Genomic DNA, 23907 nt, shown 5'->3' with positions numbered 1-23907 from the left:
TAATAGAGAACAGATCAAACAAAAAAGCCCTGAGCAAATGCTCAGGGCTCTTAATAAGTGGCGGAACGGACGGGACTCGAACCCGCGACCCCCTGCGTGACAGGCAGGTATTCTAACCGACTGAACTACCGCTCCACCGAATTTCTTCGCTTTATTACCACCGGTTGTCACCCCGGCTTACTGCAATTTGATGCCTGGCAGTTCCCTACTCTCACATGGGGAGACCCCACACTACCATCGGCGCTACGGCGTTTCACTTCTGAGTTCGGCATGGGGTCAGGTGGGACCACCGCGCTAGTGCCGCCAGGCAAATTCTGTTTTATCAACACGTTTCACCAACGTATCGATTAATCTGTATCAGAGCTGAAAATTCTCTCAAATCCGCCAAAACATCTTCGGCGTTGTAAGGTTAAGCCTCACGGTTCATTAGTACCGGTTAGCTCAACGCATCGCTGCGCTTACACACCCGGCCTATCAACGTCATCGTCTTAACGTTCCTTCAGGAGACTTATAGTCTCAGGGAGAACTCATCTCGGGGCAAGTTTCGTGCTTAGATGCTTTCAGCACTTATCTCTTCCGCATTTAGCTACCGGGCAGTGCCATTGGCATGACAACCCGAACACCAGTGATGCGTCCACTCCGGTCCTCTCGTACTAGGAGCAGCCCCCCTCAATTCTCCAGCGCCCACGGCAGATAGGGACCGAACTGTCTCACGACGTTCTAAACCCAGCTCGCGTACCACTTTAAATGGCGAACAGCCATACCCTTGGGACCTACTTCAGCCCCAGGATGTGATGAGCCGACATCGAGGTGCCAAACACCGCCGTCGATATGAACTCTTGGGCGGTATCAGCCTGTTATCCCCGGAGTACCTTTTATCCGTTGAGCGATGGCCCTTCCATTCAGAACCACCGGATCACTATGACCTGCTTTCGCACCTGCTCGCGCCGTCACGCTCGCAGTCAAGCTAGCTTATGCCATTGCACTAACCTCCTGATGTCCGACCAGGATTAGCTAACCTTCGTGCTCCTCCGTTACGCTTTGGGAGGAGACCGCCCCAGTCAAACTACCCACCAGACACTGTCCGCAACCCCGGTCAGGGGCCAACGTTAGAACATCAAACATTAAAGGGTGGTATTTCAAGGTTGGCTCCACGCAGACTGGCGTCCACGCTTCAAAGCCTCCCACCTATCCTACACATCAAGGCTCAATGTTCAGTGTCAAGCTATAGTAAAGGTTCACGGGGTCTTTCCGTCTTGCCGCGGGTACACTGCATCTTCACAGCGAGTTCAATTTCACTGAGTCTCGGGTGGAGACAGCCTGGCCATCATTACGCCATTCGTGCAGGTCGGAACTTACCCGACAAGGAATTTCGCTACCTTAGGACCGTTATAGTTACGGCCGCCGTTTACCGGGGCTTCGATCAAGAGCTTCTCCTTACGGATAACCCCATCAATTAACCTTCCGGCACCGGGCAGGCGTCACACCGTATACGTCCACTTTCGTGTTTGCACAGTGCTGTGTTTTTAATAAACAGTTGCAGCCAGCTGGTATCTTCGACTGGTCTCAGCTCCATCCGCAGGGACTTCACCTACACACCAGCGTGCCTTCTCCCGAAGTTACGGCACCATTTTGCCTAGTTCCTTCACCCGAGTTCTCTCAAGCGCCTTGGTATTCTCTACCTGACCACCTGTGTCGGTTTGGGGTACGATTTGATGTTACCTGATGCTTAGAGGCTTTTCCTGGAAGCAGGGCATTTGTTACTTCAGCACCGTAGTGCCTCGTCATCACACCTCAGCCTTGATTATCCGGATTTGCCTGGACAATCAGCCTACATGCTTAAACCGGGACAACCGTCGCCCGGCTAACATAGCCTTCTCCGTCCCCCCTTCGCAGTAACACCAAGTACAGGAATATTAACCTGTTTCCCATCGACTACGCCTTTCGGCCTCGCCTTAGGGGTCGACTCACCCTGCCCCGATTAACGTTGGACAGGAACCCTTGGTCTTCCGGCGAGCGGGCTTTTCACCCGCTTTATCGTTACTTATGTCAGCATTCGCACTTCTGATACCTCCAGCATGCCTCACAGCACACCTTCGCAGGCTTACAGAACGCTCCCCTACCCAACAACACATAGTGTCGCTGCCGCAGCTTCGGTGCATGGTTTAGCCCCGTTACATCTTCCGCGCAGGCCGACTCGACCAGTGAGCTATTACGCTTTCTTTAAATGATGGCTGCTTCTAAGCCAACATCCTGGCTGTCTGTGCCTTCCCACATCGTTTCCCACTTAACCATGACTTTGGGACCTTAGCTGGCGGTCTGGGTTGTTTCCCTCTTCACGACGGACGTTAGCACCCGCCGTGTGTCTCCCGTGATAACATTCTTCGGTATTCGTAGTTTGCATCGGGTTGGTAAGTCGGGATGACCCCCTAGCCGAAACAGTGCTCTACCCCCGAAGATGAGTTCACGAGGCGCTACCTAAATAGCTTTCGGGGAGAACCAGCTATCTCCCGGTTTGATTGGCCTTTCACCCCCAGCCACAAGTCATCCGCTAATTTTTCAACATTAGTCGGTTCGGTCCTCCAGTTAGTGTTACCCAACCTTCAACCTGCCCATGGCTAGATCACCGGGTTTCGGGTCTATACCCTGCAACTTAACGCCCAGTTAAGACTCGGTTTCCCTGCGGCTCCCCTATACGGTTAACCTTGCTACAGAATATAAGTCGCTGACCCATTATACAAAAGGTACGCAGTCACACCCGAAGGTGCTCCCACTGCTTGTACGTACACGGTTTCAGGTTCTTTTTCACTCCCCTCGCCGGGGTTCTTTTCGCCTTTCCCTCACGGTACTGGTTCACTATCGGTCAGTCAGGAGTATTTAGCCTTGGAGGATGGTCCCCCCATATTCAGACAGGATACCACGTGTCCCGCCCTACTCTTCGAGTTCACAGCCTGTGCATTTTGGTGTACGGGACTATCACCCTGTACCGTCGGACTTTCCAGACCGTTCCACTAACACACAAGCTGATTCAGACTCTGGGCTGCTCCCCGTTCGCTCGCCGCTACTGGGGGAATCTCGGTTGATTTCTTTTCCTCGGGGTACTTAGATGTTTCAGTTCCCCCGGTTCGCCTCGTTAACCTATGTATTCAGTTAACGATAGTGCAACGAATTGCACTGGGTTTCCCCATTCGGACATCGCCGGCTGTAACGGTTCATATCACCTTACCGACGCTTTTCGCAGATTAGCACGTCCTTCATCGCCTCTGACTGCCAGGGCATCCACCGTGTACGCTTAGTCGCTTAACCTCACAACCCGAAGATGTTTCACTTCTGATTGCGAAAATTTGAGAGACTCGAACACACATTAACTGTGTGTCGTTTCAATTTTCAGCTTGATCCAGATTTTTAAAGAGCAAAACTTCGCAGTGCACCTTTTCAGGTTCACTCTGAAGTTTTCTTGTGTTCGCAGTAAAGATGGTGGAGCTATGCGGGATCGAACCGCAGACCTCCTGCGTGCAAAGCAGGCGCTCTCCCAGCTGAGCTATAGCCCCATCGTTTGCAACCTCTTCAAATTTGCTTCGCAAATTTGGTAGGCCTGAGTGGACTTGAACCACCGACCTCACCCTTATCAGGGGTGCGCTCTAACCACCTGAGCTACAAGCCTGTAGAGGTTTTTACTGCTGTTTTTCATCAGACAATCTGTGTGAGCACTACAAAGGCAGGTTCTTTAAGGTAAGGAGGTGATCCAACCGCAGGTTCCCCTACGGTTACCTTGTTACGACTTCACCCCAGTCATGAATCACAAAGTGGTAAGCGCCCTCCCGAAGGTTAAGCTACCTACTTCTTTTGCAACCCACTCCCATGGTGTGACGGGCGGTGTGTACAAGGCCCGGGAACGTATTCACCGTAGCATTCTGATCTACGATTACTAGCGATTCCGACTTCATGGAGTCGAGTTGCAGACTCCAATCCGGACTACGACATACTTTATGAGGTCCGCTTGCTCTCGCGAGGTCGCTTCTCTTTGTATATGCCATTGTAGCACGTGTGTAGCCCTGGTCGTAAGGGCCATGATGACTTGACGTCATCCCCACCTTCCTCCAGTTTATCACTGGCAGTCTCCTTTGAGTTCCCGGCCGGACCGCTGGCAACAAAGGATAAGGGTTGCGCTCGTTGCGGGACTTAACCCAACATTTCACAACACGAGCTGACGACAGCCATGCAGCACCTGTCTCACAGTTCCCGAAGGCACCAATCCATCTCTGGAAAGTTCTGTGGATGTCAAGACCAGGTAAGGTTCTTCGCGTTGCATCGAATTAAACCACATGCTCCACCGCTTGTGCGGGCCCCCGTCAATTCATTTGAGTTTTAACCTTGCGGCCGTACTCCCCAGGCGGTCGATTTAACGCGTTAGCTCCGGAAGCCACGCCTCAAGGGCACAACCTCCAAATCGACATCGTTTACGGCGTGGACTACCAGGGTATCTAATCCTGTTTGCTCCCCACGCTTTCGCACCTGAGCGTCAGTCTTTGTCCAGGGGGCCGCCTTCGCCACCGGTATTCCTCCAGATCTCTACGCATTTCACCGCTACACCTGGAATTCTACCCCCCTCTACAAGACTCTAGCCTGCCAGTTTCGAATGCAGTTCCCAGGTTGAGCCCGGGGATTTCACATCCGACTTGACAGACCGCCTGCGTGCGCTTTACGCCCAGTAATTCCGATTAACGCTTGCACCCTCCGTATTACCGCGGCTGCTGGCACGGAGTTAGCCGGTGCTTCTTCTGCGGGTAACGTCAATCGAGAGGTTATTAACCTTACGCCTTCCTCCCCGCTGAAAGTGCTTTACAACCCGAAGGCCTTCTTCACACACGCGGCATGGCTGCATCAGGCTTGCGCCCATTGTGCAATATTCCCCACTGCTGCCTCCCGTAGGAGTCTGGACCGTGTCTCAGTTCCAGTGTGGCTGGTCATCCTCTCAGACCAGCTAGGGATCGTCGCCTAGGTGAGCCGTTACCCCACCTACTAGCTAATCCCATCTGGGCACATCTGATGGCATGAGGCCCGAAGGTCCCCCACTTTGGTCTTGCGACGTTATGCGGTATTAGCTACCGTTTCCAGTAGTTATCCCCCTCCATCAGGCAGTTTCCCAGACATTACTCACCCGTCCGCCGCTCGTCACCCGAGAGCAAGCTCTCTGTGCTACCGCTCGACTTGCATGTGTTAGGCCTGCCGCCAGCGTTCAATCTGAGCCATGATCAAACTCTTCAATTTAAGTTTGATGCTCAAAGAATTAAACTTCGTAATGAATTACGTGTTCACTCTTGAGACTTGGTATTCATTTTTCGTCCTAGGACGTTAAGAATCCATGTCACTTTGAGTGCCCACACAGATTGTCTGATAAATTGTTAAAGAGCAGTTGCGACGCGCTTTAGCGCTCTGTCGCGAGGTGGCGTATATTACGCTTTCCTCTTTCAGAGTCAACCCGTTTTTCAGGATTTTTCTCTGCAACCGAACCGGCTGTTTGTGTGAAGTGATTCACATCTGCCGTGTCGATGGAGGCGCATTATAGGGAGCTCTCCGGGAATGACAAGCGGAAAAATACAATTTTATTTCAACCGCTCATCTTTTAAACGCAACGCTTATTTTTGCTGCTTTTTAATCGCCGCCGGCAGCTCTGCCAGGCTATTTAGCACCCAATCCGCCGCTTTTTCCGCTTCTTCAGTCAGGGGCTTACCGGTGCGCACCAGTACTTTAGTCCCGACATCCGCAGCCGCTGCCGCCTGCATATCTTCCAGTTTGTCCCCTACCATATAAGAAGCAGCCATATCGATATGCAGATAGTCGCGGGCGGAAATCAGCATCCCCGGATGCGGTTTACGACAATCACAGGTCTGGCGGTACTCCTCAACCGCACCCTGCGGGTGATGCGGGCAATAGTAGATACCGTCGAGGTCGACGCCGCGGTCTGCCAGAGACCAGTCCATCCATTCGGTCAGCGTTTCAAACTGGGCTTCGGTAAATTTACCGCGGGCAATACCGGACTGGTTAGTGACCAGCACCAGCGCGTAGCCCATCTCTTTTAGTTCGCGCATCGCGTCAATGACGCCATCGATAAATTCAAAATTGTCGATTTCGTGGACGTAGCCATGATCGACATTAATAGTGCCGTCACGGTCGAGAAAAATTGCGGGTACTGACTTTGCCACCGGTTTGCTCCTGAAAAAGACTAGTGCCGCTAGTATCGCATGTTTCCGCATGCAAGAAAGTGCTCATTATAAAGAGTCAGATTGATTTAGACGTCTGGATGCCTTAACATCCATTTCATTGCCAGGCATCGCCTGGATACGGCAGAAGAAAATGCCACGGCAAACGGCTAAACGATAATAAATAACTGATGATTAAACTTTCCAATATCACCAAAGTATTCCAGCAGGGGAATCGCAGCATTCAGGCGCTGAATAACGTCAGCCTGCATGTCCCTGCCGGACAGATTTACGGCGTCATCGGTGCCTCCGGCGCCGGTAAAAGTACGCTGATTCGCTGCGTGAACCTGCTGGAGCGCCCGACCGAGGGCAGCGTACAGGTTGACGGTCAGGAACTGACTGCCCTGTCGGAGAAAGAGCTAACCCGCGCTCGCCGTCAAATTGGCATGATTTTCCAGCATTTTAACCTGTTGGCCTCGCGGACCGTTTTCGGCAACGTGGCATTACCCCTGGAGCTGGATAACACGCCGCAGGCTGAAATCAAACGCCGTGTCACGGAGCTGCTGGATCTTGTCGGCCTGGGTGATAAGCACGACAGCTACCCGGCCAACCTCTCCGGCGGCCAGAAACAGCGCGTGGCGATTGCCCGCGCGCTGGCCAGCAATCCTAAAGTATTGCTGTGCGATGAAGCCACCAGCGCCCTGGATCCGGCCACTACCCGTTCCATTCTCGAACTGCTGAAAGACATTAACCGTCGCCTGGGACTGACCATCCTGTTGATCACCCATGAAATGGACGTGGTTAAACGTATCTGCGACTGCGTGGCGGTCATTAGTAATGGTCAACTGATCGAGCAGGACACCGTGAGCGAAGTCTTCTCCCATCCGAAGACGCCGCTGGCTCAGCAGTTTATTCAGTCCACTCTGCACCTCGATATTCCGGATGACTATCAGGCGCGCCTGAAACCTACCGCCACAGCGGATAGCGTACCGATGCTGCGCATGGAATTTACCGGCCACTCCGTCGATGCGCCGCTGCTCTCTGAAACCGCGCGTCGCTTCAACGTGAATAACAACATTATCAGCGCGCAGATGGATTATGCCGGCGGGGTGAAGTTCGGCATCATGCTCACCGAAATGCACGGTACACAGGAAGACACTCAGGCGGCCATCGCCTGGCTGCAGGAACATCATGTAAAAGTAGAGGTATTGGGTTATGTCTGAGGCAATGATGTGGCTGCTGTTGCGCGGCGTATGGGAAACGCTGGCAATGACTTTTGTCTCTGGCTTCTTCGGTTTTGTCCTCGGCCTGCCGGTGGGCGTGCTGCTGTACGTGACCCGTCCGGGGCAAATCGTCGCCAATGCCAAACTGTACCGCACGCTGTCGGCGCTGGTGAATATTTTCCGCTCCATCCCGTTCATTATCCTGCTGGTCTGGATGATTCCGTTTACCCGCGTGATCGTCGGTACCTCTATCGGCCTGCAGGCAGCGATTGTGCCATTAACAGTTGGCGCCGCGCCGTTTATCGCCCGCATGGTGGAGAACGCCCTGCTGGAAATCCCCACCGGCCTTATTGAAGCCTCCCGCGCGATGGGTGCCACGCCGCTGCAGATCGTGCGCAAAGTCCTGCTACCTGAAGCACTGCCGGGTCTAGTCAACGCCGCCACCATCACGCTCATCACGCTGGTGGGTTATTCCGCAATGGGCGGCGCGGTGGGCGCCGGTGGCCTGGGTCAGATTGGTTATCAGTATGGCTATATTGGATATAACGCCACCGTGATGAATACCGTACTGGTATTGCTGGTTGTTCTGGTTTATTTAATTCAATTCTCTGGCGATCGCATCGTCCGGGCTGTGACTCACAAATAACGTTATTGGCAGACAACACTCATTCTTACAGGAAGGAAATAACATGGCCTTTAATTTCAAAACTTTTGCGGCAGTCGGCGCGTTAATCGGTTCTCTGGCGCTGGTGGGTTGCGGTCAGGATGAAAAAGATCCGAATCATATTAAAGTCGGCGTTATCGTCGGGGCGGAACAGCAGGTCGCTGAAGTTGCGCAGAAAGTAGCAAAAGAGAAGTATGGCCTTGACGTAGAACTGGTGACCTTCAACGATTACGTTCTGCCGAACGAAGCGCTGAGCAAAGGCGATATCGACGTGAACGCCTTCCAGCATAAACCGTATCTCGATCAGCAGATTAAAGACCGCGGCTATAAGCTGGTGGCTGTCGGTAACACCTTCGTCTACCCGATCGCGGGTTATTCGAAGAAAATCAAATCGCTGGACGAACTGCAGCCGGGCTCGCAGATCGCCGTCCCTAACGATCCGACCAACCTCGGTCGTTCTCTGCTGCTGCTGCAGCAGGTAGGTCTGATTAAACTGAAAGACGGCGTGGGCCTGCTGCCGACCTCGCTGGACATCGTCGAGAACCCGAAAAACCTGAAGATTGTTGAACTGGAGGCGCCGCAGCTGCCGCGTTCCCTGGACGATGCGCAGATTGCGCTGGCCGTTATCAACACCACTTACGCCAGCCAGATTGGCCTGACCCCGGCGAAAGACGGCATCTTTGTTGAAGGTAAAGAGTCTCCTTACGTGAACCTGATTGTGGCGCGTGAAGACAATAAAGATGCTGAGAATGTGAAAAAATTCGTTCAGGCTTACCAGAGCGATGAAGTTTACGAAGCAGCAAACAAGATCTTTAACGGCGGTGCCGTGAAAGGCTGGTAATCTTTTCTCACCGTAATATCATTCAGGACGGGCTTCACGCCCGTCTTGTCATTTATGCAAGCACCTGATTCAATAACGCCCTGTTTTTTATTCATTGAGGAAATACTATGCGTGCTTTACCGATCTGTTTGTTAGCACTCATGTTAAGCGGTTGTTCCATGCTAAGCAGATCTCCCGTTGAGCCTGCTCAAAGCACTGCAACCCCGCCGGTTAAATCTGAGCCGAGCAAACCGCGCGCCACCCGCCCGGCCCCAGTACGTATTTACACCGATGCGTCAGAGCTGGTTGGTAAACCGTTCCGCGATCTGGGTGAAGTATCTGGCGAGTCCTGCCAGGCTTCGAATCAGGATTCTCCGCCGAATATCCCCACCGCGCGCAAGCGCCTGCAAATTAATGCCGCGCGTATGAAAGCTAATGCCGTCCTGCTTCACCGCTGCGAAGTGACCAGCGGTACGCCAGGCTGCTACCGTCAGGCCGTTTGCCTGGGTTCAGCGCTTAACGTCTCGGCGCAATGAGCGCATTTCAGTTCGCGCAAATAGGCGTCATCCGTTCGCCGTATAAAGAGAAGTTTGCCGTTCCTCGCCAGCCAGGCCTGGTGAAACACGGCGGCGGAGAACTCCATCTGGTCGCGCCCTATAACCAGGCCGACGCCGTGCGTGGCCTGGAGAGCTTCAGCCATCTGTGGATCCTGTTTGTGTTTCATCAGACAATGGAAGGCGGTTGGCGTCCGACGGTGCGACCTCCCCGACTGGGCGGCAATGCGCGGATGGGCGTCTTCGCCACCCGTTCAACGTTTCGCCCTAATCCCATCGGCATGTCGCTCGTTGAGCTCAAGGGCATTCGCTGTCAGAAAGATCAGGTAATACTGGAACTCGGCAGCCTCGATCTCGTCGACGGGACGCCGGTGGTTGATATCAAACCGTATCTTCCTTTCGCCGAAGCCCTGCCGGACGCCAGCGCCAGCTATGCACAGCAGGCGCCGCTGGCGGGTATGAACGTCAGCTTTACGCCGGAAATAGACGCACAGTTACTCACGCTGGAAAAACGCTACCCACATATCAAAGCGTTTATCCGCGAGGTGCTGGCGCAGGATCCGCGTCCGGCCTACCGAAAAGAGGAACAAGCGGGAAAAACGTATGCCGTCTGGCTGCTGGATTTCAACGTCCGCTGGCGGGTGACTGCCTCCGGTTTTGAAGTCTTTGCCCTCGAAGCGCGCTAATTTTATTTTCCTCTCTTTTGGCATCTTTGCCACACTGGTAAACTAAACCACTTTTTTTGTTTCAGGCTGGGCAACCAGCCTGTTCCGCTCGTTTAACTGGAACCGTTACAACATGCGTACTAGCCAATATCTGCTCTCCACTCTGAAGGAGACACCTGCCGACGCCGAGGTAATCAGCCATCAGCTGATGCTGCGCGCCGGGATGATCCGCAAGCTGGCCTCCGGGTTATACACCTGGCTGCCGACCGGCGTGCGCGTCCTGAAAAAAGTCGAAAACATCGTGCGTGAAGAAATGAACAACGCCGGTGCGATCGAGGTGTTAATGCCGGTCGTTCAGCCATCTGAACTGTGGCAGGAGAGCGGGCGCTGGGAGCAGTACGGCCCGGAACTGTTGCGCATTGCCGATCGCGGCGATCGTCCGTTCGTCCTCGGCCCAACCCACGAAGAGGTCATTACCGATCTGATCCGCAACGAGCTGAACTCCTATAAACAGCTGCCGCTGAACTTCTATCAGATCCAGACCAAATTCCGCGACGAAGTACGCCCGCGTTTCGGGGTGATGCGCTCCCGTGAATTCCTGATGAAAGATGCCTACTCTTTCCATACTTCGCAGGAATCGCTGCAGGAAACCTACGACGCGATGTATGCCGCTTACAGTAAAATCTTCAGCCGTATGGGGCTGGATTTCCGCGCGGTACAGGCTGACACCGGTTCTATCGGCGGCAGCGCCTCTCATGAATTCCAGGTGCTGGCGCAGAGCGGCGAAGACGATGTGATCTTCTCCGACAGCTCCGACTACGCGGCAAACATCGAGTTTGCGGAAGCCGTTGCGCCGAAAGAGCCGCGCGCAGCCGCCACCCAGGAGATGACCCTGGTCGATACGCCGAACGCCAAAACCATCGCTGAGCTGGTGGAGCAGTTCAACCTGCCGATCGAAAAAACCGTGAAAACTCTGCTGGTGAAAGCGGTTGAAGATAGCGCTTCCCCGCTGGTTGCCCTGCTGGTGCGCGGCGATCACGAGCTGAACGAAGTGAAAGCGGAAAAACTGCCGCAGGTCGCCAGCCCCCTGACCTTCGCCACCGAAGAAGAGATCCGCGCCCTGGTGAACGCCGGTCCGGGCTCCCTGGGCCCGGTGAACATGCCGGTTCCGGTGATTATCGACCGTACTGTAGCGGTGATGAGCGATTTCGCCGCTGGCGCCAATATCGATGGCAAACACTACTTCGGCATCAACTGGGACCGCGATGTCGCGACGCCGGAAGTGGCCGACATCCGTAACGTCGTCGCCGGCGACCCGAGCCCGGACGGTAAAGGTACCCTGCTTATTAAGCGCGGTATCGAAGTGGGTCATATCTTCCAGCTGGGGACGAAGTACTCCGAGGCGATGAAAGCCGCGGTCCAGGGCGAAGATGGGCGTAACCAGATCCTGACCATGGGCTGCTATGGTATCGGGGTGACTCGCGTGGTAGCGGCGGCGATTGAGCAGAACTTTGACGATCGCGGTATCGTCTGGCCGGATGCGATTGCGCCGTTCCAGGTGGCGATCCTGCCGATGAACATGCACAAGTCTTACCGTGTGCAGGAGCTGGCGGAGAAACTGTACGCCGAGCTGAGCGCCCAGGGTATTGAAGTGCTGATGGACGATCGTAAAGAGCGTCCGGGCGTGATGTTCGCCGATATGGAGCTGATCGGTATCCCGCACACCATCGTGCTGGGAGATCGTAACCTCGACAACGATGATATCGAATACAAGTATCGTCGCAACGGTGAGAAGCAGCTGATTAAGACCGGGGATATTGTGGAATATCTGGTTAAAGCGATAAAAGGCTAACACCCACCTCAGGGCCCTGAACGGATGTCAGGGCCTTTTTTTTTACAAGGACAGTACCAATGACTGCACATCTCCTCCGCAGCGGACTGCTTACTTTTGCCCTGCTCCTACTTACCGCCTGTACCTTGGACGTCGGCCGCAGCTCGCCTTCCACATCTGCTGCCGATGACCATTCATCATCCTGGGCTGTTACCCTCCAGCGTCAAAGCTCGATTGCCGGCAGCGGACTGCGCGAAATCGCCGAAAGCGACCTGCGCTCCGGCGACCTGCTGTTCTCCTCCAGCCTGGGCGTCACATCGCTTGGGATCCGCGCCTTCAGCGCCTCTTCCGTAAGCCACGTCGCGCTGTATGTTGGCGAAGGTCAGGTTGCGGAAGCCACCGGCGCCGGCGTACAAGTGATTACCCTTCAGCAGGCGCTGGCGCACAGCGATAAACTCTTTGCTCTCAGGGTGCCTGACCTGACGCCGGACCAGGCAACGACGATGAAAAGTTTTGCCTGGCAGGTCAAAGACAGCGGGTATAACTATCGCGGCATTATTCAGTTTATCCCTTATATGGTCACCAAACCGCTCTGCTCGCTCAACCCCTTCTCACGAGACTTTCGCCAGCAGTGCGTCAGTGGCCTGGCTAAAGCGCAGCTGGGCGATGCGGCAAGCGGCGACAAGAAAGCGTGGTTTTGCTCGGAGTTTGTCAGCGAGGCCTTTGTCCGAGCCGGGCATCCGCTGACGCTCGCGCAGGCGGCGTGGATCAGTCCTTCCGATCTGCTGCACATGCGGGAAGGAGACGTCGCCACGTTTAAACCCGAAACGCAGCTCCAGTATGTCGGGCATTTGAAACTGGGAGTTTATCTTCAGGCCGGTAAGCTGGTGGGGCTGAACAAACCGAAGGACGGTGCGGAGTAAAGAAACGATTGACGCTTTTCCGCCAGCCAGATCCACGCTCACTCTTGATGTGACAGGGCTAATAACAGGAGGAAGTAGGTGGTACTGCGCGGGATCATCCCCTGCCCGTTACCCGGACAGGGGCCTGACAATCAATGGCTGCAGTCTTTACCGGGAATAAATTTGCCGGCTTGATCCGTCATCAGCGTTTTCATCATCTCGCCGGTATCCGGGTTCGCTTCGAGAGTAAAGTGCCCTTCTACCACCAGCAGTACCGGGCGAGTATCGGTCCCGCGCGCGGCGGCATAATCCCGTTCAAGCTGGGCATTGTTCGCCACCGCGACGCGTTTACCGGTCGCGCAATCGGTAAAGGTTGCCGCATCGGCCATATAGAAATACATGCCGCGCATCGCCATCGGCGTCGTCGGCAGGCTGGCCTTCACTGGCTCCAGGGTATAGTTGAGAGGAGACTGAATGGGGCTTCCGTTGCGGTCGAGCATCTCCAGCTTGTCGCCTTTCGCGCGAAAGTAAGATTTCTCGCCCTTGCTGTTGGTCAGCACCAGCTTATCCGCGGTACGTGCCCAGGTGCCGTACGAGGCAAAGGATGACGGCTCACGACGGGCGCCCTGGTAGTGCTCATTCATCACCCAGGTCCCGTCTTTTTCCAGGAACAGCGAGGTGTCGATACCTTCGCAATCCGCGCAAGGCAGCACGCCTCGCCAGCTTTGCTGCATCGGCTTGAGCTCTTCCATCGCCGCTGGCTGGACCGTGTCAGTCTCGGCGCGATGGTTACAACCAAACAGCGCGAACAGCGAACAGGCCGCTATCACGGAGAATACGATTTTCTTCACTTTGCTTTCCTTATCATCCATTTCACCCGTTCGCCGACGCCTTCACTGGCGAACTTTCCCACGCAGCGCCTTGACTGAGGACTTCTGTGCCTTGGAAGCAAGGCGTCGCTCTTTCGATGCCCGAGTCGGTCGCGTCTCCCGGCGACTTTTTTGCACTGCGGTTAATTCTTTAATAAGGGCCACCAGCCGGGCGATCGCCGCTTCACGGTTCATCTCCTGGCTGCGGTATTCCTGAGCCTTAATGATAACCACACCGTCAGCAGAAATTAAGTGGTGGCTGGCGGCGAGCAGGCGCTCTTTGTAAAACTCCGGCAGGCTTGAAGCTTTAATATCAAAGCGCAGATGGATCGCCGTCGACGCTTTGTTCACATGCTGCCCCCCTGCTCCCTGGGCGCGAATGCCTGACAAGACGATCTCGTCGTCGGCAAGGGCTACGCTGCGGCTAATAGTAATCATGCCGACGCTTGCCAGGCGGTAAGCTGAATTTCAAGATTATTCCGAGCGTCGGATAACCAGATACTGCCCTCCTGCAGAGTGGCCTGCAGCGTCATGGTACGATCGGCAAAGGCGCTAAGCAGTGCCAGTTGCGCATCATCAAGATACCAGATGGTCAGCTTCGGGTACGCCGCAAGCTTGCTCTGATTCTGCTGCCACCAGATTTCAGCTGCCCGGCTATTATAGGCAAACAGCGCCACCGCCTGCGCCCGTGAGCAGGCTTTCTTAATCCGCCGCTCATCCGGCAGGCCCAGTTCGATCCACAGATCGACCCCGAGATGATCGTTAAGCAGCCACAGCTCCGGCTCGTCATCCGACGACAGACCGCGGGTAAACTGTAGCCGTTCATCGGCATATTTGATCCATGCCAGCAGGCGCAGCATCATGCGCTCCTGGGTTTCTGACGGATGCTGAGCCAGCGTCAGGTTAGCATCCAGAAACTGGTTGCGATCCAGATCGGCTACATTTACCGCAGCTTTATATATTGTCGCTTTCAGCGCCATGAATAAACTCCTGAAAAGAATGGCGTACATTGTAGCGAAACTGGCGGCAAAAGGCTGTCGTCAATCGCAGCAACCTGTTTCATCCTGCTGAAATTGCTTAAATGACTATGATATAGTTCCCTTGCTAAACAGAGTTTATCTTCGTAGGCTTAAACTTGCATCCCACGGTTGAGTCAGAACGCTGACAGGAGGGCATGTGGACCACTATTGTGAGTTAATACGCAAGCGGTATGCGGAAATAGCCAGCGGAGACTTAGGGTATATCCCGGATGCGCTGGGTTGCGTGTTGAAAGTATTGAATGAGATTGCGGCGGATGAGGCCCTTTCGGAGTCAGTCAGGGAAAAGGCCGCTTATGCGGCAGCAAACTTACTGGTGAGCGATTATGTCAATGAATGATACTTATCAACCCATTAACTGCGATGATTACGACAACCTGGAGCTGGCCTGCCAGCATCACCTGGTGCTGACGCTGGCGCTGAAGGATGGCGAACAGCTGCAGGCAAAGGCCAGCGATCTTATCTCGCGAAAAAATATCGAGTATCTGGTGGTCGAACTCGCCGGCAACGTCCGCGAGCTGCGCCTGGATAAAATCGCCAGCTTCAGTCACCCGGAAATCGGCACCGTGGTGGTGAGCGAATCCTGAATCAAAAACGGGCTTAATCGCCCGTTTTCCTCCACATCAGCCTGACCCCTTCCCCGTCCTTCACTTCACCTTCTGTGGTCACAAACAGATCGTCCGCTGCGGCAATCGGCGTTTCGCCGTAAAACAGCAGCGGCGTGGTGTCTCGTCGCCACGGAGCAACGCCCAGCTCCTGCCAGAGCTTCTTAAGCTTGCGTCCGCCATGGCGCCCGACAATATGCAGGTGGCCGCTGGCGCGAAAGCGGACGGTGACCGGCTCATCCGCCGACGGCGGGCGCAACTTGCCGCCGGGCCGCAGCGTCAGCTCGCCGAGACCGTCCGCCAGCCGCAGCGGCTGGCGCCAGTCGGGCCAGCGCTGAACGCTGTCCGTCTGACCGGGAAGATACTTCACCCAGTACAAACGCTGTTGAAAACGGCGGACGGTAAATTCCCCCAGCCGCAGACAGGGGCTGGCATCTTCCCGCGCCAGCGCCACCTCGTGCCAGAGGCGCTCAGGCACCTCGCGGGCGGGCATCGGCGCCTGCTGCCCGGCGAGCCAGCGACGCAGCAGCGCCGCTCGGCGCGGCGGACTCATCGTCGCCAGCGGCGCGATAGCCAGCGAGCCATCTTCGGCCACCAGCGACGCCAGCTCCGCCGCCAACATCTCGTCCAGCAGTTGTTCCTGCTCGGCGCACAGGCTGGCGCTGCGGGCGACGGCCTCGCTAAAGTGCGGCCAACGCTCGCGCAGCACCGGGATCACCCGCAGGCGCAGGAAATTGCGGTCATAGGTATCATCCTGATTACTCTCATCTTCGATCCACGACAGCTGATGGGCGAGCGCCCACTGGCGTAGTGATTCGCGGGTTTCATTGAGGAGAGGACGCAGTAGTCGACTGCCGGCAAAGGCAGAGGATGGCGCCATCGCCGACAGGCCGGTAGGACCGCTGCCGCGTTTTAACGCCAGCAGCAGGGTTTCGCACTGATCGTCCTGGTGCTGGGCGGTCACTAACACCTCGCCGGCATTGAGCGTATCCTGAAAGGCCTGATAGCGCGCCGCACGAGCGTGGGCCTCGACGCCCAGCCCTCCCCGGGCTAACGTCACGCGATGCACCACCAGCGGCACCTGCCACTGCTGGCAAATCTGCCGACAATGCGCCACCCAGTCGTCTGCGTGGGCGCTAAGGCCGTGGTGAACATGCACCGCCCGCAGCGTCAGCGAGGGATCCTGTTCCCGCAGCAGCACCAGCTGATGCAGAAGAACCGTCGAGTCCAGACCGCCGCTGAAGGCCACCAGCAGCTGGCGATGGGGATGAAGCGTATGCGCAATATCAGCCGTCATATCCACGAACATACCGAGAAGTGATGGCCCGGCACGTTACCGGGCCAGGGCCGCGCTGGCAAGATTTACTGCTGATATATTTCCAGCGGCAGGTCGTCCGGATCGCTAAAGAAGGTAAAGCGTTTACCGGTAAAGGGATCGACACGAATCGCTTCGCACTCCACGCCATGCGCGGTGAGATGGGCTACCGCGGCGTCGATATCATCCACGCTAAAGGCCAGATGACGCAGCCCGCAGGCTTCCGGACGACTGGGGCGGGCTGGCGGAAACGGGAACGAGAACAACTCAATCACATACTCGCCGTTGAGCGCCAGATCGCCTTTCCAGGAATCGCGCTCGGCGCGATAAAACTCACTTTGCAGCGTAAACCCCAGAATATCGCAATAGAACGCTTTACTGCGGGCGTAGTCGGTCGCAATGATGGCAATATGGTGAACCCGTTTCAAACCCAGCATGGTTAAACTCCTTCTGTTAAGCCAGCCACGTTACTCGTGCGCGCCGTTAACGCGCAAGCCTTTCGTCATTTTTTAAGACTCGTACCCGATACACACCGTCCTCATCGCGCTTGGCGCCGTGAATATCGGTCTCAAAGCCCGGGTAATGACGGCCGATAGAGCAAAGCATCAGCAGAAAATCGAGCACCGCCCGGCTTTCCTCGGTGATCATCTCTCCCGGCATCAGCAGCGGAACCCCCGGCGGATAAGGGAGGATCATGTTGGCCGAAATCCGCCCCACCAGGTTCTCCAGTTCAATAGTTTCCACCTCCCCCTTGATCTGGCGCTGCCAGGCGTGATGCGGCGTCATTTTCATTTCCGGCAGGACGTCAAAGGCGCTGAGCATCAGCTGCGGCAGCTGATGCTGACGGATCAAGCGGTGGATCCCCTGCGCCAGATCCTGGATCCGCATGTTGCGGTAGAAGTCGGGATCTTCGGCGTACAGATCCGGCAGCATATTTTTCACCCGCAGATTGAGATCGTAGGCGCGTTTAAACTCGGTCAGGCCGCGCAGCAGCCCCATCGCCCGGGTTTTATCGATGCCGATACTGAACAGGAACAGCAGATTGTAGGGGCCTGTTTTCTCTACCACCACGCCCCGCTCGTCGAGGAACTTCGCCACCAGCGCCGCCGGGATCCCCTCTTCATCCATATTCCCCTGCTCGTCCATGCCCGGCGTCAGAATGGTGACCTTCACCGGATCGAGATACATATGATCCGCATCGGCATCTTTGAAACCGTGCCAGTCCTCGCCCGGCGCTACCGGCCAGCACTCGGCTTTATCCACGGCTTCCGGCTGCCAGATATCAAAGAACCAGCCGTCCGACTCCTCGCGCAGTCGCTGCACCTCTTTGCGGAAGTCCAGCGCCCGCTCAATGGAGCGCTGGATCAGACGTTTACCGGAGTTGCCGCGCAGCATCGCCGCCGCGGTCTCAATCGACGCGACGATGGGGTAGCTCGGCGACGTAGAGGTATGCATCATAAAGGCTTCGTTAAAGGTCTCTTCATCATAGTTGCCTTTAATGTGGATCAGCGAGGCCTGCGACAGCGCGGCCAGCATCTTATGCGTCGACTGCGTCTCGAAGATGACTTTCCCGGGGATCCGCTCCCCGCTCATACCGCTTTTCCCCTGATATATCGGATGGAAATGGGTATAGGGCACCCAGGCGGAATCGAAATGGATCGACGGGACATCGAGCGTCTCCTTAAGCCAGGTGGTGTTATAGAGCAGACCATCGTAGGTGGAGTTGGTGATCACCGCATGCACGGGCCACTGCGCCCCGCCCGTGTCGCGCACTTTCTGCTGAATGCTGTCGCGGGTAAATTCGCGCCGGGGGATACCGCCGAGGATCCCCAGCGCGTTGCGGGTCGGCTTCAGCCACAGGGGAACCACATCGCTCATCATCAGCAGGTGGGCCAGCGATTTGTGACAGTTACGGTCAATCAGCAGGGTGCTGCCGGCGGGCGCCGAGTACATGCCGACAATTTTATTGGACGTCGAGGTGCCGTTGGTCACCATATAGCTTTGCTCGGCGCCAAAGGCGCGCGCGATATACTCCTCCGCCTCCAGGTGCGGGCCGGTATGATCCAGCAGGGAGCCCAGCTCGGTGACCGAAATCGAGACATCCGCCTTCAGCGTATTCCCGCCAAAAAAATCATAGAACAGGCAGCCCACCGGGCTTTTCTGATAGGCGCTGCCGCCCATATGACCCGGCGTACAGAAGGTATATTTTCCCTCCTGGACATAGTTGAACAGCGCGCGGGTAAACGGCGGAGTGATATTCTCCAGGTACTCGCGGGTGTACTGCCCAATGCGGGTGGCGATCTCTTCGGAGAGTCCCAGCGCATATTCGAAGAACCACAGCGTCATGCGCAAATCCTGACTGCTGACATCCATCGTCGAGTGGGCGTTAATAAAGGCGTACAGAGGAAGGTATTCATTGAGCTGATTGATATCGCTGCACAGATCGACGCTGTATTCATCCCAGTCGAAGATCACCCCGCAGATGCGCGGGTTGTGCTCGATAAACTGCAGCAGGTCGGCGCTGTTTTGCGGCCAGATGGTCTGGAAGCCCTGGCGCTGCAGCGCCGCTTCCAGTTCTTTGATCGGCTCGTCTTTGTGGTAGACGCCGTGAGGCCCCATGATGGCGATGATATTCACGCTTTCCTCCTGGTATTCACCTAAGTCAAGCATCATAGCAATCCCCCGGGCGCATCGCACATAAAAAAGGGCCGGAAAATCCGGCCCTTAGTGTTTAGTCCTGACGAAAAAGTTAAGCGTAACCGTAGCTCATCAGACGCTGATAGCGGCGGTTCAGCAGCTCTTCTTCGCTGAGCAGATCGAGGTCTGCCAGGTCTGCCAGCAGCTGCGCCTTCAGGCTCGCTGCCATCGCTTCCGGGTTGCGGTGAGCGCCGCCCAGCGGTTCCAGAACGATAGAATCGATCAGCTTCAGCTCTTTCAGACGCGGGGCGATAATGCCCATCGCTTCCGCAGCCAGCGGCGCTTTATCCGCGCTCTTCCACAGAATGGAGGCGCAGCCTTCCGGCGAAATGACCGAATAGGTGCTGTACTGGAGCATGTTGACCTTGTCGCCCACGCCGATCGCCAGCGCGCCGCCGGAGCCGCCTTCACCGATTACGGTGCAGATAACCGGCACGCTCAGACGCGACATCTCACGCAGGTTGCGGGCGATCGCTTCCGACTGGCCACGCTCTTCCGCGCCGACGCCCGGGTAGGCGCCCGGGGTGTCGATAAAGGTGATGATCGGCATTTTAAACCGCTCAGCCATCTCCATCAGGCGTAGCGCTTTGCGGTAGCCTTCCGGCGCCGGCATCCCAAAGTTGCGGCGAATTTTCTCTTTGGTTTCACGACCTTTCTGGTGGCCGATGATCATCACCGGACGACCGTCAAGACGCGCGATACCGCCGACAATCGCTTTATCGTCAGCGAAGGCGCGGTCACCGGCCAGTTCGTCAAATTCGTCGAACGCCAGGCGGACATAATCCAGGGTGTAAGGACGGCGCGGGTGGCGCGCCAGTTGCGCAACCTGCCATGCACCGAGATCGGCGAAGATTTTGCGCGTCAGCTCTACGCTTTTCTCACGCAGACGATGCACTTCTTCGTCGATGTTAATATCCAGTTTCTCATCCTGACGGCTTACCGCAGTCAGGGAATCGATTTTCGCTTCCAGCTCTGCAATCGGCTGTTCAAAATCTAGGAAATTCAGACTCATAGTATTCCTGTATTAGTCAAACTCCAGTTCCACCTGCTCCGAGCCGATAAGGCCCCGCAGATCGTTAAGTAAACGATCGCTCGGAGAGACGCGCCATGTTGCGCCGAAACGCAACCGCGCGCGTGCATCCGCCCTCTGATAGTAGAGGTGCACTGGAATGGTTCCCGAACGGTGGGGTTCCAGAGACTGACGGAGTCGGTTTAAAAGCTGGTCATCAATTTGCCTGTCCGTCAGCGAGATAGCAAGCCCGCGAGCATATTTTTCCCGGGCTTCGTCAATGTCCATGACTTCACGGGCGGTCATTTTAAGCCCCCCGCTAAAGTCATCAAAGCTGACCTGTCCGCTGACGATAAGTATGCGGTCTTTTTCCAGCAACTGCTGATATTTATCCAGCGCGTCGGTGAATAACATCACTTCCAGCCGCCCGGAACGGTCATCCAGGGTACAGATGCCGATACGATTGCCGCGCTTGGTGACCATTACCCGCGCCGCAATCACCAGCCCCGCCGCCGTGGTGACTTTCCCACGTTCGGTCGGATGCATGTCTTTGAGCCTCACGCCGCCGACGTAGCGCTCAATCTCCTTCAGATACTGGTTAATCGGGTGTCCGGTGAGGTATAGCCCCAGGGTCTCCCTTTCACCATCCAGCACCACCTGCTCAGGCCATGGCTGGCAGCTGGCGTAGGATTGCTCAATTTGCTCGGGCTCTTCCGCCAGCACGCCGAACATATCAGCCTGGCCGATGGCCTCGGCTTTCGCGTGCTGGTCAGCGGCTTTCAACGCATCGCCCAGCGAATTCATCAGCGCCGCGCGATGTGGGCCGAGACGATCGAACGCCCCGGACATAATCAGCTTTTCCAGCACCCGACGGTTGAGCTTTTTAATATCGGTTCGCGCGCAGAGGTCGAACAGCTCGCGGAAATAGCCGCCATTGTTGCGCGCCTCAATAATCGCTTCGATCGGTCCTTCGCCGACGCCCTTGATGGCGCCAATGCCATAGACGATCTCGCCATCGTCGTTGACGTGGAAATGGTACAGGCCGGAGTTAATATCCGGGGGCAGGATTTTTAGCCCCATTCGCCAGCACTCATCCACCAGGCCAACCACCTTCTCGGTGTTGTCCATATCGGCGGTCATCACTGCCGCCATAAACTCGGCCGGGTAGTGCGCCTTAAGCCACAGCGTCTGGTAGGAGACCAACGCGTAGGCGGCGGAGTGCGATTTGTTAAATCCGTAACCGGCGAATTTCTCCACCAGGTCGAAGATTTTCATCGCCAGTTCGCCGTCAATGCCGTTTTTCTTCGCCCCATCCTCAAAGATAGAACGCTGCTTGGCCATCTCCTCCGGCTTTTTCTTACCCATCGCACGACGCAGCATGTCCGCGCCGCCGAGGGTATATCCGGACAGCACCTGGGCAATCTGCATGACCTGTTCCTGATACAGGATGATGCCGTAGGTTGGCTCCAGCACCGGTTTCAGGCTTTCATGCTGCCACTGCACGTCCGGATAAGAGATCTCCTCGCGGCCATGCTTACGGTCGATAAAGTTATCTACCATCCCCGACTGCAGCGGGCCCGGGCGGAACAGAGCCACCAGCGCGATCATATCTTCGAAGCAGTCCGGCTGCAGGCGTTTAATCAGATCTTTCATGCCGCGTGATTCAAGCTGGAAGACCGCGGTGGTTTCCGAGCGCTGCAGCATGTCGAAGCTTTTCTTGTCATCCAGCGGGATGGCGGCGATATCCAGCGGCCCTTCGCCGTTCTTCTCACGGCGCTTGTTGATCATCTCCAGCGCCCAGTTAATGATAGTGAGCGTACGCAGACCGAGGAAGTCGAATTTCACCAGCCCGGCGTATTCCACGTCGTTCTTATCAAACTGGGTAACCGGATGCAGCCCCTGCTCATCGCAATACAGTGGCGCGAAATCGGTGATTTTGGTTGGAGCGATAACTACCCCACCGGCATGTTTACCGGCGTTTCGCGTCACCCCTTCCAGCTTACGCGCCATGTCGATCAGCGCTTTCACTTCTTCGTCCGCCTCGTAGATCTCCGGCAGCTGCGGCTCGGCCTCAAAGGCTTTCGCCAGCGTCATGCCCGGATCGGGCGGCACCAGCTTGGAGATACGATCGACAAATCCGTACGGGTGACCCAGCACGCGACCGACATCGCGGATGACCGCTTTCGCCGCCATGGTACCGAAGGTGATGATCTGCGATACCGCGTCGCGGCCGTACATATCCGCCACGTGCTCGATAACCTGGTCGCGTTTCTCCATGCAGAAGTCGACGTCGAAGTCGGGCATCGAGACACGTTCCGGGTTAAGGAAACGTTCGAACAGCAGGTCGAACTCCAGCGGGTCAAGATCGGTGATCTTCAGAGCATAGGCCACCAGCGAACCGGCGCCGGAACCGCGTCCCGGGCCAACCGGCACGCCGTTATCCTTCGACCACTGGATAAACTCCATCACAATCAGGAAGTAGCCCGGGAACCCCATCTGGTTGATAACCTGCAGCTCGATGTCCAGACGTTCGTCGTACTCCGGTCGACGCTTTGCGCGCTCTTCCGGATCCGGAAACAGAAACGCCAGACGCTCTTCCAGACCCTCTTTCGATTTCATGACCAGGAAATCTTCCGTGGTCATATCGCCGGTCGGGAACTGCGGCAGGAAATATTCGCCAAGCCGCACGGTGACGTTGCAGCGCTTGGCGATTTCTACGCTGTTTGCCAGCGCTTCCGGGATGTCGGCGAACAGCTCGCACATCTCCTCCTCACTGCGCATATATTGCTGCGGCGAGTAGTTACGCGGCCGTTTCGGATCGTCGAGCGTGAAGCCGTCGTGAATGGCAACGCGGATTTCGTGGGCGTCGAAGTCGCCGGTTTCAAGGAAGCGGACATCGTTGGTCGCCACCACCGGCAGACCGCGCGCTTCCGCCAGCGCCACGGCGGCGTGGAGATAGGCCTCTTCATCCTGTCGACCGGTACGGATCAGCTCCAGAAAATAGCGGTCCGGGAAATGCTCTTCGTAGAAGGCGACGCACTGTTCAACCAGCGGCATATTGCCGCGGATCAGGCTGACGCCGACGTCACCTTTCCGGCCGCCGGAGAGCAGAATCAGCCCTTCCTGATGTTCCACCAGCCAGTTGCGATCGATCCACGGCCCCAGGGCGCCGTAGCCGCGCTGATAGGCACGGGAAATCAACAGGGTCAGGTTCTGGTAGCCGGTGTTGTTCGCCGCCAGCACGGTCAGCTCGGTAAATTCGTCGCCGAGCAGGTCGCACTGCACGTGAAAGTCGGCGCCGACGATCGGCTTAATCCCCGCGCCGTGTCCCGTCCCGTAGAACTTCACCAGTCCGCAGAGGTTGGTGAAATCGGTGATCGCCAGCGCTGGCATGCCAAGCGAGGCCGCCTTCTTCACCAGCGGCCCGGTCTTTGCCAGCCCATCGATCATGGAATAGTCGCTGTGCACCCGCAGGTGTACGAAACGTGGTTCAGCCATCTTTAGATCCCGGTG

At 56.3% G+C, this 23907-nt stretch carries 17 protein-coding genes, 3 tRNA genes and 3 rRNA genes; 8 read left to right on the top strand and 15 right to left on the bottom strand.

Annotated elements, in window-relative coordinates; all coding sequences use genetic code 11:
- Positions 1-58: 58 nt before the first annotated feature.
- From KPHS_t00240 to KPHS_09470, 7 genes are all read right to left on the bottom strand, one after another.
- Positions 59-135, bottom strand: a tRNA-Asp gene (locus tag KPHS_t00240).
- Between the two features lie 56 nt (positions 136-191).
- A 5S ribosomal RNA gene (locus KPHS_r00010) occupies positions 192-306 on the bottom strand.
- 99 nt (positions 307-405) lie between these two features.
- Positions 406-3304, bottom strand: a 23S ribosomal RNA gene (locus KPHS_r00100).
- Positions 3305-3475: 171 nt separating this feature from the next.
- Positions 3476-3551 (bottom strand) — tRNA-Ala (locus tag KPHS_t00230).
- Between the two features lie 36 nt (positions 3552-3587).
- Positions 3588-3664 (bottom strand) — tRNA-Ile (locus KPHS_t00220).
- Between the two features lie 74 nt (positions 3665-3738).
- Positions 3739-5264 (bottom strand): 16S ribosomal RNA (locus KPHS_r00180).
- Together the 16S, 23S and 5S rRNA genes with 3 tRNA genes alongside form the textbook arrangement of a ribosomal RNA operon.
- A gap of 375 nt (positions 5265-5639) precedes the next feature.
- On the bottom strand, positions 5640-6206 hold the full coding sequence (locus KPHS_09470; protein YP_005225247.1) for a D,D-heptose 1,7-bisphosphate phosphatase: 567 nt from the start codon (positions 6204-6206) through the stop codon (positions 5640-5642).
- A 188-nt stretch (positions 6207-6394) separates the two neighbouring features.
- Here KPHS_09470 and KPHS_09460 point away from each other — a divergent pair, with 188 nt between their 5' ends.
- The 7 genes from KPHS_09460 to KPHS_09400 all read left to right on the top strand — a co-directional run bounded on the left by KPHS_09460 (position 6395) and on the right by KPHS_09400 (position 12883).
- On the top strand, positions 6395-7426 hold the full coding sequence (locus KPHS_09460) for a DL-methionine transporter ATP-binding subunit (protein ID YP_005225246.1): 1032 nt from the start codon (positions 6395-6397) through the stop codon (positions 7424-7426).
- Complete coding sequence (locus KPHS_09450) at positions 7419-8072, top strand: DL-methionine transporter permease (RefSeq protein YP_005225245.1); 654 nt, start codon at positions 7419-7421, stop codon at positions 8070-8072. The genes KPHS_09460 and KPHS_09450 overlap by 8 nt, the downstream gene beginning before the upstream one ends.
- Positions 8073-8115: 43 nt before the next feature.
- Positions 8116-8931 carry a DL-methionine transporter substrate-binding subunit gene (locus tag KPHS_09440; protein YP_005225244.1) on the top strand — a complete coding sequence of 272 codons (816 nt, stop codon included), beginning with the start codon at positions 8116-8118 and terminating at the stop codon, positions 8929-8931.
- A 158-nt stretch (positions 8932-9089) separates the two neighbouring features.
- Positions 9090-9446, top strand: coding sequence for an outer membrane lipoprotein (locus KPHS_09430; RefSeq protein ID YP_005225243.1), 357 nt, complete (start codon positions 9090-9092; stop codon positions 9444-9446).
- Positions 9443-10150 (top strand): tRNA (N6-threonylcarbamoyladenosine(37)-N6)-methyltransferase TrmO, encoded by a 708-nt coding sequence (locus KPHS_09420; protein YP_005225242.1) that lies wholly within the window; start codon positions 9443-9445, stop codon positions 10148-10150. Before KPHS_09430 ends, KPHS_09420 begins: the two co-directional genes overlap by 4 nt.
- Before the next feature lie 112 nt (positions 10151-10262).
- Positions 10263-11981 carry a prolyl-tRNA synthetase gene (locus KPHS_09410; protein ID YP_005225241.1) on the top strand — a complete coding sequence of 573 codons (1719 nt, stop codon included), beginning with the start codon at positions 10263-10265 and terminating at the stop codon, positions 11979-11981.
- A gap of 125 nt (positions 11982-12106) precedes the next feature.
- Positions 12107-12883, top strand: a complete 777-nt coding sequence (locus tag KPHS_09400) for a YaeF family permuted papain-like enzyme (RefSeq protein YP_005225240.1) — start codon at positions 12107-12109, stop codon at positions 12881-12883.
- Positions 12884-13014: 131 nt separating this feature from the next.
- On the opposite strand, the gene KPHS_09390 is transcribed toward KPHS_09400, so the two are convergent.
- From KPHS_09390 to KPHS_09370, 3 genes are read right to left on the bottom strand one after another with little or no spacing between them, the layout of a single operon-like run.
- The gene (locus tag KPHS_09390) at positions 13015-13734 is read right to left on the bottom strand and encodes a lipoprotein involved with copper homeostasis and adhesion (protein YP_005225239.1); all 720 of its coding nucleotides are present in this window, start codon (positions 13732-13734) and stop codon (positions 13015-13017) included.
- Between the two features lie 21 nt (positions 13735-13755).
- Positions 13756-14169: an aminoacyl-tRNA hydrolase gene (locus tag KPHS_09380; RefSeq protein ID YP_005225238.1), complete on the bottom strand. Its 414-nt coding sequence runs from the start codon at positions 14167-14169 to the stop codon at positions 13756-13758.
- Entirely contained in the window at positions 14166-14711 is a 546-nt protein-coding gene (locus KPHS_09370; protein ID YP_005225237.1) for a YaeQ family protein, read from the bottom strand. The genes KPHS_09380 and KPHS_09370 overlap by 4 nt, the downstream gene beginning before the upstream one ends.
- A 383-nt stretch (positions 14712-15094) precedes the next feature.
- Between KPHS_09370 and KPHS_09360 the strand changes: the two genes are divergently transcribed.
- Positions 15095-15355 (top strand): rof protein, encoded by a 261-nt coding sequence (locus KPHS_09360; RefSeq protein ID YP_005225236.1) that lies wholly within the window; start codon positions 15095-15097, stop codon positions 15353-15355.
- 13 nt (positions 15356-15368) lie between these two features.
- Here the strand turns inward: KPHS_09360 and KPHS_09350 are convergent, their stop codons facing one another.
- From KPHS_09350 to KPHS_09310, 5 genes are all read right to left on the bottom strand, one after another.
- Positions 15369-16682 carry a tRNA(Ile)-lysidine synthetase gene (locus KPHS_09350; RefSeq protein ID YP_005225235.1) on the bottom strand — a complete coding sequence of 438 codons (1314 nt, stop codon included), beginning with the start codon at positions 16680-16682 and terminating at the stop codon, positions 15369-15371.
- Between the two features lie 53 nt (positions 16683-16735).
- Positions 16736-17125, bottom strand: a complete 390-nt coding sequence (locus tag KPHS_09340) for a VOC family protein (RefSeq protein YP_005225234.1) — start codon at positions 17123-17125, stop codon at positions 16736-16738.
- Between the two features lie 46 nt (positions 17126-17171).
- Positions 17172-19361 (bottom strand): lysine decarboxylase 2, constitutive, encoded by a 2190-nt coding sequence (locus KPHS_09330; protein ID YP_005225233.1) that lies wholly within the window; start codon positions 19359-19361, stop codon positions 17172-17174.
- A gap of 76 nt (positions 19362-19437) precedes the next feature.
- Entirely contained in the window at positions 19438-20397 is a 960-nt protein-coding gene (locus KPHS_09320; RefSeq protein YP_005225232.1) for an acetyl-CoA carboxylase carboxyltransferase subunit alpha, read from the bottom strand.
- 12 nt (positions 20398-20409) lie between these two features.
- Positions 20410-23892, bottom strand: coding sequence for a DNA polymerase III subunit alpha (locus tag KPHS_09310; RefSeq protein YP_005225231.1), 3483 nt, complete (start codon positions 23890-23892; stop codon positions 20410-20412).
- Positions 23893-23907 lie beyond the last annotated feature (15 nt).

Source organism: Klebsiella pneumoniae subsp. pneumoniae HS11286 (assembly GCF_000240185.1).
GTDB classification, from domain to species: domain Bacteria; phylum Pseudomonadota; class Gammaproteobacteria; order Enterobacterales; family Enterobacteriaceae; genus Klebsiella; species Klebsiella pneumoniae.
Note: the sequence above shows the minus strand (reverse complement) of the source record. Positions and strands in the feature narration are given on the sequence as shown.